Consider the following 14219-nt stretch of genomic DNA (forward strand, 5'->3'; position numbering starts at 1 on the left):
GTAAATGTAAGCTTTGTGTTTTTTAAGAAATATAAGTTTGTTATTTAAAGCTTGGCTTAAATTATCTTATATGACTTATATGGTTCAATAATAGTATTCTATATAAAAATTAATAAGTTGAAAAATTTAATACTTCTATTTTTTCTCTTCACGATGCTTTGCCTTAAAGCGCAAATTCCTGTACTTGACACTTACAATCAGGTCTGGACAACGCAGAGCAATAATTCATCAGAATCTATGCCTTTGGGCGGCGGTGATATTGGTGCAAATGTCTGGGTCGAGAAAGGAAATTTGTATTTCTATTTTTCGCGAAGCGGGACTTTTGACGAACATAATACTTTACTGAAATTAGGTCGAGTAAAAATTACTTTAAGTCCAAATCCGTTTGAAGGGGCAGCAGGTTTTCGTCAGGAATTAAAACTAAAAGACGGTTACGTTTTAGTTGGTCAGAATGATACGAAAATCAAACTTTGGGTGGATGTTTTTAAACCAATTATTCATGTCGATTTAGAAAGCAAAAATCCGCTGAAAATGACGGCTTCTTATGAAAGCTGGCGCCATCAGAACCGTATTTCAAAAGGAAAAGAAAATAATGCTAATTCTTATAAATGGGCACCTCAGAGTGATGTTGTCATCTTTAAAGATTCGATTGCTTTTGAGAATAACGGACTTAAATTCTATCACAGAAATCGCGAACAAACCGTTTTTGATGTTGCTGTAAAACAGCAGAAAATGGAATCGGTTAAAGATCAAATGATGAATCCGATTGCGAATTTGACTTTCGGTGGATTCATGAAAGGTGATAATTTAAAACCTGATGGAACTTATTTAGGAAAATATCAGGATACCGATTTCAAAGGTTTTAAATTAACGAGTGCAAAACCTTCAAGAAAACATTCGTTAGAAATTTATTTAAATACCAGTCAATCAGACTTTTCAAATTGGAATAATGGTTTGCAAAGTTTGATTGCTTCGAACAAAAACACAGCAAAACAAGCAGAAAAAAACACTATAAAATGGTGGAATAATTTCTGGAACCGCAGTTTTATTTTTACACAAAAAAATCAATCGATTGAGAAGGATTCGGTTTATCAAATTGGGCAGAATTATCAGTTGTTTAGATATATGTTGGGGTGCAATGCATACGGAAAATATCCAACTAAATTCAACGGCGGACTTTTTACGGTTGATCCTGTTTACACCAATAAAGACTTAAATTTCACACCCGATTTTAGAAATTGGGGCGGAGGAACGATGACAGCTCAAAACCAGCGATTGGTTTATTTTCCGATGGTAAAAAGCGGTGATTTTGACATGATGAAATCACAATTGGATTATTATGTAAGTCTTCAAAAAAATGCCGAATTGCGCAGTAAAGGCTACTGGAAACACAACGGAGCATCATTTACAGAACAATTAGAAAATTTCGGATTGCCAAATCCAGCAGAATACGAATGGAAACGTCCTGCAGATTACGATCCGGGAATGGAATACAATGCTTGGTTAGAATACGAATGGGACACCGTTTTGGAGTTCTGCCAAATGATGTTACAGCAGAAAGAATATGCTAAAGAAGAGATTCAAAAATACAATCCATTTATCATAAGCTGTCTTCGTTTTTTTGATGAACATTACCAATATTTAGCCAAACAAAGAGGCAGAAAAGCTTTGGACGGAAATGGAAAATTAGTTTTATATCCCGGTTCAGGAGCAGAAACGTATAAGATGACTAATAATTCAAACAGTACGATTTCGGCTTTACAAGTGATTACAGAACAGCTTTTAAACCTTTCTGCCAATGAATTATCCAAAGAAGATAGTGAATATTTAATAGCATTTCAAACGAGAATTCCGCCTTTGAATTTTGGGCAGATTGAAAATCATAAAGTTTTGCTTCCTGCGAAAACTTGGGAACGTGTTAATAATTCAGAAGTGCCACAATTGTATCCCGTTTATCCGTGGGGCATTTATGGCGTTGGAAAACCTGATTTAGAAACCGCTTTGAATACATGGAAATACGACACTGATGCTTTAAAATTCAGAAGCCACGTGGGGTGGAAACAAGACAATATTTTCGCTGCTCGTTTAGGATTGACCGATGAAGCTGCAAAATACAATACGTTGAAAATGGCGAATTCAGAACGACGTTTTCCAGCATTTTGGGGACCAGGTTTTGACTGGGTTCCAGATCACAATTGGGGCGGTTCGGGAATGATTGGCATGCAGGAAATGCTTTTGCAGGAAGCAGACGGAAAAATCTATCTTTTTCCAGCTTGGCCGAAAGAATGGAATGTTCATTTTAAACTACATGCGAAACAAAATACTACGATTGAAGCTGAATTGATTAATGGAGAAGTAAAGGTTTTGAAAGTAGTTCCAGAAGAAAGAAAAAAAGACATTATAAACCTGATTGGAAAATCAGAAACAGAAAAAATTACCATAAAATGATTAAAAAATTAATTGGCTCTTTTGCTTTAGCAACGCTTTTAGCAGCAAACGGTCAGGCACAAAATGCTGATAAACAAATTGTAAAAGTCGATTTTGACTTTTTCCAAAGACGATTAGAAGAAGTTCACGATCCGAGTTACGATTCGTGGATAATTAATGAAAACAAAGAAGACCAAAAAACTTTTAATGGAGTCACCTTTAAGTTAAAAGGAAATTTTACTTCAAAATGGTACAAGGTCGGAATGAGTGCTCCATATTACAATAGGTTAGGTTCTGACGGATTGGTTACATCTGAAAATTTAGAACTGAAAATTAGTGGTTTGGCAGCAGGGAAACATACACTTTTGACCTTTCACAATGCATTTGATGTCATTGCAGGTAAAACATTTTCACCGATTAAAATCTTTATAAACGGAAAACTTCAAGAAACTGTAAATGCGAGTCAGAGAGCCAATGCTAAAGTGGATGCATCAATGGCGTATATTTCATTCAATGCAGAAAAAGGAAAAGATGTAATTGTTCGTTTTGAAATTGACCCAACCAATAATCCAGATGTTGTAAAACAAATTGTAGTTAACGGTTTTGAAATCGATACACCAAACTTGATGAATCAGGCACGCACTCCAGAGCCAAAAAACAGAGATGAACATGTTGAAGTGACTAAAAATGTGATTTTAAAATGGGATGCTCCAAAAAATGTTGTAGCTCATAAATTGTATTTCGGTTTAGATCAAAATACGGTGGCAAATGCAACAGAATCATCTAAAGAATTCAAAGGAAAATTGGCTGATAAGAGTTTCTCTGTTACAGATTTATACAGCGGTTCAACGTATTATTGGAGAGTAGATGAAGTCGATACTAATGGCGAAGTTACTTTAGGAAATGTTTGGTCGTTTAAACCTGCTCAATTGGCTTTTCCGGGTGCTGAAGGTTACGGACGTTATGCTGTTGGAGGACGTGGCGGAAAAGTAATCGAAGTTACAAATTTAAACGATGACGGCCCAAGAAGTTTACGTGATGCTATTAATCAGGAAATTGGCCCTAGAACGATTGTTTTTAATGTTTCGGGAAATATTAAACTGGCTTCGAGATTGGTTGTGAATCAGCCGTATATCACGATTGCAGGTCAAACTGCTCCGGGAGAAGGAATTACCGTTACTAGAGCACCGATTGGATTAACGGGAGATGACGGCGTTATCCGCTTTTTGAAAGTGAGAATTGGTGGTGGAAAAACGTTTGACGGAATGGGATTAACGGGCGCTAATTTTAGTATTATCGACCATTGTTCCATCAGCTGGACTATTGATGAATCGTTTAGTTCCCGTGGCGCGCATCATATCACATTGCAGCGAACTTTAATTTCTGAGGCTTTAAATGTGGCAGGACACGATAAATACGAAGCAGGAAAAATGCACGGATATGCGGCAACAATTGGCGGTGATATCGGAAGTTTTCATCACAATTTGTTGGCTCACAACGAAGGCCGTAACTGGAGTATTGGCGGTGGTTTAAGCGGTGACGGATTTTATACTGGAAGATTGGATATTCGTAATAACGTAGTTTATAATTGGGGAAAAAGAGCCACAGACGGTGGTGCGAACGAAGTAAACTTTGTAAATAACTATTACAAAGCAGGAGCTTCAACTAAGATTTTTGTGGCTTTGAATGCACAACATGAAGGTGTTGGGAAAGGAATGCAGCGTTATTACTTTGATGGAAATGTTATGCCGGGTTATTTTGATGAGAAAACACAGGACAAAGGCAGAAAATTTACTGTAACCAATAAGGAGAAAGTGGAGTATGAAACTTTCGTAAACAAACCTTTTTTTGAATCTTATGTAAATACACAATCGGCTAAAGGAGCTTATAAAAATGTACTTTCAGATGTTGGTGCAAATCAGCCGTATTTTGATAAACACGATAACCGAATTATAGAGGAAACTTTAAAGGGAACATATACTTATAAAGGAAGTAAAAGCGGTTATGGCGGAATGATTGACAGTGAAGAAGATGCTGGAGGATGGCCAAATTTTCCGTCAGAAACTCGTCCTGCAGATTGGGATACCGATCATGACGGATTGCCAAACTGGTGGGAAAAAGCTTTTGGTTTAAACGAAAACTCACCAGCAGGAGATTTCTCAGATGCGAACTCAGATGTTGATAAAGACGGTTTCACACAATTGGATAATTACTTAGATTGGCTGGCTCAGCCTCATTATTTTATCAATTTAAAAGATAAAAAATCTTTAGCTGTTGCTGATTTTTTCAAAGGATACGACAACAAACCCGTTTATACTTTCCCTGAAGTTAAAAACGGTAAAGTAAGTTTAAAAGGAAAAGAAATTCAATTTACTGCTTCAGACAAAGGATTTGCATCATTCGTACTGACAGTAAAAGATGCTGATGGAGATTCAATGAGCAAAACCATTAATTTCTTCGTGAAGTAAATATTTAAACCATATAAGTCATATAAGAAATTTTAAGTTTTACTTAAATGAGCTTATATCAATCTGGTTAAATTGGAAAAGTTTTGTTTAAATGAACTTATATGACTTATATGGTTCAAAATTATAGTAGAATGAAAAATTTATTAAATGTTTCCCTTAGTTTGTTTATTGCTGGTGCAGGAGTAGTGGCGCAAAACAAAGGTTTGGTGGCGAATTCACAAAGTCCGTATTCTAAATTGCAGAGCGTTGGTTTGCAAGATGTAAAGTGGACCAACGGATTCTGGAAAGAACAATTCGATGTAGAAACCCAAAATACTTTGCCATACATGTGGGATTTGTATCATAGCGAGACTTCTCATGCGTACAAAAACTTCGAAATTGCAGCTGGTTTAAGCAAAGGAACTTTCAAAGGGCCTTCTTTTCATGATGGTGATTTCTACAAGATTTTTGAAGGAATGGCAGCAACTTATGCCGTTACAAAAGATAAAAAACTCGATGCCGAAATGGATAAAGCCATTGCGCTTTTCGCAAAAGTACAGCGCAAAGACGGTTATATTCATACGCCAGTTTTAATTGACGAACGCTGGGGAACTTTGGGCCCAGAAGAAGTGAAAAAACAATTGGGTTTCGAGAAATACAATATGGGACATTTAATGACGGCAGCCTGCATTCATTATCGTGCTACAGGAAAAATGAATTTTCTGAATATTGCCAAAGGAGTTGCCGATTTCTTATATGATTTCTACAAAAAAGCATCCCCAGAATTGGCTAGAAATGCGATTTGTCCTTCTCATTATATGGGAATTGTCGAAATGTACAGAACCGTAAAAGATCCGAAATATTTAGAATTGGCTAATAATCTGATTGACATTCGCGGAACTACAAATGATGGAACCGATGATAATCAAGATAGAATTCCGTTTAGACAGCAGACTACGGCGATGGGGCACGCTGTAAGAGCCAATTACCTTTATGCAGGAGTTGCAGATTTGTATGCGGAAACTGGAGAAAAGAAATTATTAGACAATCTAGAATCTATTTGGGATGATGTAGCGTATCGTAAAATGTATATTACAGGAGGTTGTGGTTCTCTTTATGACGGAGTTTCACCAGACGGAACTTCGTATGATCCAACTGTAGTTCAAAAGATTCATCAGGCGTACGGAAGACCTTTTCAATTGCCAAATGCCACGGCTCACACCGAAACTTGTGCGAATATTGGAAATGTGTTGTGGAACTGGAGAATGCTTCAAATTACAGGAGATGCCAAATATGCTGATATTGTAGAATTAGCGCTTTACAACAGCGTGCTTTCGGGAATGAATTTAGAAGGAGATAAATTCTTGTACAACAATCCGCTGAATGTTTCAAACGATTTGCCTTTTCACCAAAGATGGGGAAATGTGCGTGAAGGTTATATCGCCTTATCAAACTGTTGTGCGCCAAACGTAACGAGAACGGTTGCCGAAGTTGGAAATTACGCTTACAATCTTTCAAAAGAAGGTTTGTATGTCAATTTATACGGAAGTAACAATTTGAATACAAAATCGTTAAGCGGAGAAGCATTAGAAATTGAACAGCAATCGAATTATCCTTGGGACGGAAAAGTAACGTTGAAAATCGTTAAAACGCCAAAAGATTTGCAGGCTTTCTTTTTAAGAATTCCAGGATGGAGTCAGAATGCAGAAGTTTTGGTTAATAATGCGAAAGTTTCAGATCAAATCGTTTCGGGAACTTATTTGAAATTAAACCAAAAATGGAAAAAAGGTGATGTAATCGAATTGAATTTACCAATGCCAGTTGAATTGATGGAAGCCAATCCGTTGGTAGAAGAAGTTAAAAATCAAGTTGCGGTAAAAAGAGGACCTTTGGTGTACTGTTTAGAATCGGATCAGCTGCCTACAAATACAAGTGTAAATGATGTGATTTTAAATCTGAATTCTGATTTTAAAACTGATTTTACCGAATTGAAAAACAGAAAATTAGTTACAATTGAAGCGACGTCAAAAATTACCGCTGATAATTCTTGGAATAAAACACTTTATAAACCCATTTCAACAAAAGACGGAAAAACATTAACTGTAAAATTGATTCCGTATTTTGCATGGGGAAATAAAGGAGAGGGAGAAATGACGGTTTGGATGTCGCATTAAAATTATATGTAGATTCCTGTTTTTCGTAGAGACGCACTGCAGTGCGTCTACGCCATGTGTATTAAGCATTGTGGTTACGTTGCGTTAGACGCACTGCAGTGCGTCTCTACAAATTAACTTTGTTTAAAAACTTAAACTATTAAGAACGATGAAATATATTCTGGCTTTATTTTTAATAACATTTTCTGTATCAGCCCAAACGCTCGATAACAAATTGGCTTTAGCTGTGGCTCAAGATGGTTCTGGAGATTTCAAAACCATTCAGGAAGCGGTCAATAATGTAAAAGACAATTCAGAAAAACGCGTGATAATAACTATAAAGCCAGGGAAATATGTGGAGAAGTTAGAAATTCCAGTTTCTAAATCCTTCATTACTTTAAAAGGAACGGACCGGAATAAAACCATTATTTCATTTGATGATTATTCTGGCAAACCGCTTCGCGAACCAGATCCGTCAGGGAAAAAAGAATTTGGAACAGGAACTTCGTATTCTTTTATGATAAAAGGAAACGATTGTACACTTGAAAACTTAACTGTCGAAAATACGGCGGGAAGAGTAGGTCAGGCTGTGGCGCTTCATATTAAAGGAGATAGAGTTATCGTAAGGAATTGCAATCTATTAGGAAATCAAGATACGCTTTATTTGTCAGAAGGAAATACTCGAACCTATTTTGAAAACTGTTTTATCAACGGAACAACCGATTTTATTTTTGGCGCAGCGACTGCTTATTTCTATAAATGTACCATCGAAAGTTTGGTAAACTCTTACATCACAGCAGCTTCGACTCCGCAAGGGCAGGCTTATGGTTTTGTTTTTACAGATTGTAAGCTTACTGCAAAAGACAAATCGGTAGACCAAGTATTTCTGGGAAGACCTTGGAGACCTTATGCTCAAACTGTTTTTATTAATACTGATTTGGGTTCGCATATTATTCCAGAAGGATGGAACGCATGGATTGATACTAGATTTCCAGATAAAGATAAAACAGCGTATTATGCTGACTATGGAAGCAAAGGTGCGAGCGCCAAATATGTCTCTCAACGTGTTTCTTGGTCACATCAGTTAAAAAAAGAAGAGATTAAAAAATACGATAGAGATTTAGTTTTAAACGGCTGGAATCCAAAATAAGTACGATCGAGAAAACACAGAGTCTTTGTATCATTTTATGCTCAATAGCAATATTGGGCATTTTTATTTTTAAGCGTAAAGTAAATTTTTATCAGTTGAAAATCCCTTAATCAGAAATTACTTTTAAAAATTACTTTTTTTTATATTTTTTTTAAGTTTAAAGGTGTGTTATCCGGTATAGTATGCTGTAAGTTTTTTAAGGCGAAATTGTAATTATTTTTTTAAATAATCTTCTTTTTAACAATTAAAACAAATAATCTTAAACACTTATTACTCAGAATTTAGAATAATTGATTTTGCATAAAAAATAAAGATTACTTGTTTTTAGTGAATTTTTTGCTTCTTTTGCGGAAAAATAGGTTGGCATATTTTGGTTTATGCAAACATTTACTTTTATTTTTTAAGGACAGATATTTTTTCCAGCTGTTTTTTATCAATATTGTTTTTTTTGGGTTATTTTTTTTGAAATACCGCTGTCAAAACAGGATAGAGCAGGACGGTTCTAATATATCATCGTCATATTTTTGGAATATTAAATAAATGTGTTTTCGACATTTAATTCAAACGATTTAGTTACTTCAAATTGTTAAAAATTACAAAACACATTTAAACATGACTAACTAACAAGTAATAACCTAACCAAAACAAAAAACATTTATGAAACAAGCACTTTTAAAGAGATGTAGTTTTCTTTTGTTTACACTGATGACTGTGATGAGTTATGCTCAAAACTCTAATCAAGTAACAGTAACAGGAACTGTGACTGATAATGTATCAGGTCTTCTTCCAGGGGTAAACGTAACAGAGAAATCTACAAAGAATACTGTGACTACAGATTTTAATGGGCAATTTCAAATTAAAGTTAAACCAAATGCAACTTTAGTTTTTTCATTTATCGGAATGAGAAAACAAGAAGTACCAATTGGAAATAGAACAACAGTAAATGTTAAACTTACAGAAGATTCAAACGAGTTACAAAATATAGTAGTAGTTGGATATGGTGCTCAGAAAAAGGAAAAACTTACTGGTGCTATCGCAACGATTAACCCAACAGAAATTCAGGAACTTCCGGTGTCGAACTTATCAGAAGCCTTAAGAGGTCAGGTTCCTGGTTTAAGTATTATTGATGGAGGAGGACGTCCTGGAGATCAATCTTCTTTAGAAATTCGCCAGACATATGGTTTCTCTAAAGATGGTAGTTCAAAAACTCCTTTAATTATTATTGATGATATGATTCAAGTTGATCCTGTTAATGGTAGAGCTTCTATGGATGCTTTTAACAGACTTGATCCTTCTGAGATTGAAAGTATTACAGTATTAAAGGATGCTTCTGCTGCTATCTATGGTTCTAGAGCGGCTCAAGGAGCAATTGTGGTAAAAACTAAAAGAGGAAAAAGCGGTGTGCCAACATTCCAATATTTTTCTCAGTTTGCCGTAAATGATGCAGTTAGCCACAGTAAAACTATGTCGGCTTACGATTTTGGTGTTTTTTCAAACAGATTTTTCAAAGGATCGAATAACCTTGGAACGAATGGATCAAATCTTTTTTCTGATGCTGAGTTAGAGCAAATGAAAGATCTTAATTATGACTGGTTAAGAGAAGCATGGAAACCTGCAATTCAGCAAAAACATACTTTAAGTGTTAGCGGAGGTACTGAAAAAGCGACTTATTTTGCGGGTATCAATTACTTTACACAAGGAGCTAATTTAGGAAGACAAGATTATAACAAATGGAATTTCCGTACAGGTATGACAGCTAAAATCAGCAGTTCATTAGATTTTTCTGCAGCTGTTTCTGGAAATTCAGGAGATATCGAAAAATCATTTACAAAAGCTTCAGCAAATATCAGTGACAGTAGTTATGCTTCTGCTGCTGGTGGTGAGCAAGCTGATTATGGATTTTTACTTCACATGCCAAAATACATTCCATGGCAGACTACTGTAGGTGGGCAAGAATATTATGTGTCTCCATTTGCACGTACAGATCGTAATTTAGGATCTGCAAACGCTAATAATACAATTGCAGGATGGAATTATTTTGCAGCAATGAACAATGGTTCCAAACAAACGACAAATGATTTCTCATACAACGTAAACATGTCGTTAAACTATAAAGTTCCATTTATTAAAGGATTATCTATTAAAGGAACATACTCAAGAAGCCAGACTTCTGCAAGTACAGAGCAAGTTCAATTGCCGTATGATTTAGCAAGAATCAGAAATTACGAAACTCAGGATAACCACCTTTTAAGTGCTGCTAATCCAACTGTTTACAATGCATCGACTAATCCAGATGGTGATTTCTTAATCGAGACAAATGCTCGTAACTCAAGAGTTTATTACGATACAAACTTCTCTAAATCAGTTCAAGCTAACTTCTTTGCAGATTATAACAGAACTTTTGACAACCACGAAGTCGGGGCAATGTTCTCTATAGAACGTTCTGAGTCATCTTATAAAAGTACTCGTTTAGCTTTTGAAAACACAGGAAAAGATTACGGAGGATCCTACCAAACAGCAGGTACTTTAAGTACAAACTCAACTGCTTTAAAAGGTGAGCAGGGAACACTTTCTTATTTAGGACGTTTAAACTATAGCTATAAATCAAAATACATCCTTCAGTTCTTATTCAGAAGTGATGCTTCAACGAAATTCGCACCAGAGAACTACTGGGGATTCTTTCCATCACTTCAAGCAGGATGGATCGTATCTAAAGAAAAATGGTTTAACAATAATGTATCTTGGGTAGATTTCTTCAAAATCCGTTATTCTATTGGTAAAGTAGGTAATGATAACATCAACGCATGGAGATGGATGAAACTGTATGATGTAATCGCTGATAAAGGATTCCAATTTGGATCTAATGGAGGTGTATTAGGAGGTGGTGTAACACCTAGAGTAGAACCAAACAGAAATGTGGGCTGGGATACTACAATCAAAAACAACTTAGGTTTTGATTTGACAGTATTAAAAAATAGATTATCGATCACAACTGATCTTTACTATGATAAATCAAAAGAAATGTTGACAGGTATGGCTGGAGCAGTAGGAGTGCCAATCTCTGTAGGAGGTGGTTTTGCCGAAGAAAACTATGCAGCTGTAGATTCTTGGGGAGGTGAGCTTGCTGTTAATTGGAAAGACAATGTAAATAAAGATTTCAGTTATAATGTTGGAGTGAACTTTGGATTATCTGATAATAAAGTTAAAAAATATCCAGAACCAGCTTTACTGCACCCATCAAATAACTTAACAGAAGCAGGCCGTTCAATGTTTTTTCCGCAATGGGGATTCAGAACATGGAAAGAAACTTCAACAGGAGATGGTATTTTACGAACAGATGAAGATGTTGCTAACTATTGGAACTACTTAACGCAACGTGCCACTGCCGCTGGAGTAGCGCCAAATTACATGGGTATTTCAAATGTGGCAAACATGAGAAAAGGTATGTTAGCTTATGAAGATGTTGGAGGACAATTTAACAGTACAGACGGTACACAAGCAGGTCCAAACGGTCAGATTACTAAAAACGAAGATTACGTGAAATTAGTAAACAAAAACAGAACATACGGTTTTACAACTAATTTAGGAGCTAGATACAAATCAATCTTCATCAAAACACAAATCGCAACATCATGGGGTGGATACCGCGCAATTGATGTTGTAAAACAAGGAACATCATCATCACACAACATGTGGGCACGTGAAACTTTCTGGAATGATATGTACGCAGATGATAATGTAAACGGTAGATACCCTAACTTAGCAAATCAGGATTATATTGCTGTTCCTTCTGATTTCTGGCAGCTAGACACTTTCCGTTGTACAGTAAGAAATTTAACTTTAGGATTTGATATGCCAAAAGAACTTTTGGAGAAAATTAAAATTGCTAAATGGTCAGTTGGAGTTACAGGTAACAACCTTTGGGATTTATACAATCCATATCCAAATCATTATCGTAACATGTATGATAGTTCTTCTGAAAACTATCCTACGCTTAGAACTTGGGCTGTTACTTTAAACATTACATTCTAATTTTAATTCAATAAGAAGATGAAACTAAAAATTAATAAAAAATATATAGCTCTTGCACTTTTTGCAGTGTTGAGTATCTCTTGCAGCGATAACTTTTTAGAAGAAAAGAAAAATTTCGGGAGTGTTGACGATTCATTTTATGAAAGTCAAGAACGTGCAAACTGGTACATCAATAACGTTTATTTTGATTACTATTCTGCTTTTAAATCTCCCGGGCAAAGCCTTGTAGGATCTTATGCGGATACTTATTCTAAAATGACCGAAGAAATTGGAGGTATCCAGCCGCTAATCAACCCGAATATTACTTACTTTAATGCTGCAGATGCTTCAGGTTATTACGGAGGTAAATTAGAAGATAAAATTAATAACGTTCCTTACAACAGAATTAGAGATTGTAACTCTTTTATTAGAGATATCGATGTTAAAGGAGCAACTTTAGATAAAACATTCCGCGATCAAGCAAAAGGACAGTTATATTATTTACGTGCTGTTCAGTATTTTGACTTGCTACGTGTATACGGAGGTGTTCCAATCGTTACAGAAGTTCAGACGCCAAGTACTGAAGATGAAACCATTAAATTGCCTAGAGCTACTGTAACAGAAGTAGTAGACCAAATAGTAAAAGACCTAGATATGGCTGCAAGTCTATTGCCAAGAACTTGGAATTCTGCAGATTATGGCCGTGTTACCAAAGGTGCTGCAATGGCTGTAAAATCTAGAGTTTTATTAACATATGCAAGCCCATTGTTTAATAAAAACTGGGATGGTTCAAACGATCGTTGGAATGCAGCCTTAAAAGCAGGTTTAGAAGCAGAAACTGAATTAACTGCTGCTGGAATTGGATTGTATGGAAATTCAGCAAAAGACTGGCAGAATATGTTTACTTTGGGTGCATCAGGAAATGCGCCATGTCCTGAAGCTATTACAGTACAGCTTTTAGGAACTAATACAACAAATCTAGGTATGAGCAACTCGTGGGAAAAAGCGATTCGTTTAATCAGCCAAGGTGGAACTGGTGCTATGGAAGCTCCAAAAGAAATGATCGATTTATTCCCAATGGCAAATGGTTCTAGGCCAACTGCAGCAAACGGATATAATGATTTTCTTTTCTTCGTAAACCGTGACCCAAGATTCTACAGAACATTTGCTTTTTCAGGTGTAAGATGGAATTATAAAGAAAACGACAAACCAGTTGTATGGGCTTACCGTTGGTTAGACGCTTCAAAAAAAGCATATTATAGTGACTCAAACAACGAAACAAGTCCAGCATTAGTTAGAAAAATGACCGATGTTACAGCAACAAACGCAAGTAGTTTCCAATACTCAGGAACCGATATTTACGAATACAGATATGCAGAATTACTATTAAACATTGCCGAATGTTATGCGGCACTTGGACAAACAGGTAACACAATTGCTTACTTAGGAAGAATTAGAAACCGTGTTGGAATTCCATCTGCAAATAACTACGGAATTGGAACATTAAGTGATAAATACGCAGCAATCGAAGCTGTTTTATACGAACGTAGAGTTGAATTAGCTTACGAAGGAAAACGTTACTGGGATGTACAAAGATGGATGCTTTATGATAATGCAACACTTGCAGGTACTACTGGAGGAACGGTTAGTAAATTACGCTTAACACCAATTAATGGTACACAACGTACAGGAAATTATCTGCAGTACAAAAACACAGCTACAAGTGCTGATCCGTTAGCAGCAGCTCGTGCAAGTATTTCAGCTGATCCTGATGCCGCTAATTTCCAAACACAGTTAGCAGCTTTAGCAGCTTTCTACACAGACAATTTTACATTTGTAGCACCTCCAACTCCTATGGATAACGTGAATAACGTAGCCGTTAAAATTAAATTTAACCCTAACTACTACATTATGGGATTACAAAATACTGTTTTGGCACAAAATCCATGGTTGAAACAAACCATTGGCTGGAAAGATGCATCAGGCGGTGAAGGAGATTACAACTACCAAGAATAATTTTTTTTTACAATA

At 35.9% G+C, this 14219-nt stretch carries 6 protein-coding genes; all 6 read left to right on the forward strand.

The genetic code is table 11. The annotated features are described in order from the left end of the window. Nucleotides 1–117 precede the first annotated feature (117 nt). Complete coding sequence (locus tag J0383_RS20990) at nucleotides 118–2448, forward strand: DUF5703 domain-containing protein (RefSeq protein WP_239023125.1); 2331 nt, start codon at nucleotides 118–120, stop codon at nucleotides 2446–2448. Then, nucleotides 2445–4895, forward strand: a complete 2451-nt coding sequence (locus J0383_RS20995; protein WP_207295902.1) for a pectate lyase family protein — start codon at nucleotides 2445–2447, stop codon at nucleotides 4893–4895. The genes J0383_RS20990 and J0383_RS20995 overlap by 4 nt, the downstream gene beginning before the upstream one ends. A gap of 131 nt (nucleotides 4896–5026) precedes the next feature. Then, nucleotides 5027–7048 (forward strand): aceric acid hydrolase, encoded by a 2022-nt coding sequence (locus J0383_RS21000; protein WP_207295903.1) that lies wholly within the window; start codon nucleotides 5027–5029, stop codon nucleotides 7046–7048. Nucleotides 7049–7196: 148 nt separating this feature from the next. Then, nucleotides 7197–8177, forward strand: a complete 981-nt coding sequence (locus J0383_RS21005; protein WP_207295904.1) for a pectinesterase family protein — start codon at nucleotides 7197–7199, stop codon at nucleotides 8175–8177. A gap of 657 nt (nucleotides 8178–8834) precedes the next feature. Continuing rightward, entirely contained in the window at nucleotides 8835–12209 is a 3375-nt protein-coding gene (locus tag J0383_RS21010) for a SusC/RagA family TonB-linked outer membrane protein (protein WP_207295905.1), read from the forward strand. A gap of 18 nt (nucleotides 12210–12227) precedes the next feature. Next, nucleotides 12228–14204, forward strand: a complete 1977-nt coding sequence (locus J0383_RS21015; RefSeq protein ID WP_207295906.1) for a RagB/SusD family nutrient uptake outer membrane protein — start codon at nucleotides 12228–12230, stop codon at nucleotides 14202–14204. The last annotated feature ends 15 nt before the right edge of the window (nucleotides 14205–14219 follow it).

This window comes from Flavobacterium endoglycinae (assembly GCF_017352115.1).
Taxonomy (GTDB): Bacteria; Bacteroidota; Bacteroidia; order Flavobacteriales; family Flavobacteriaceae; genus Flavobacterium; species Flavobacterium endoglycinae.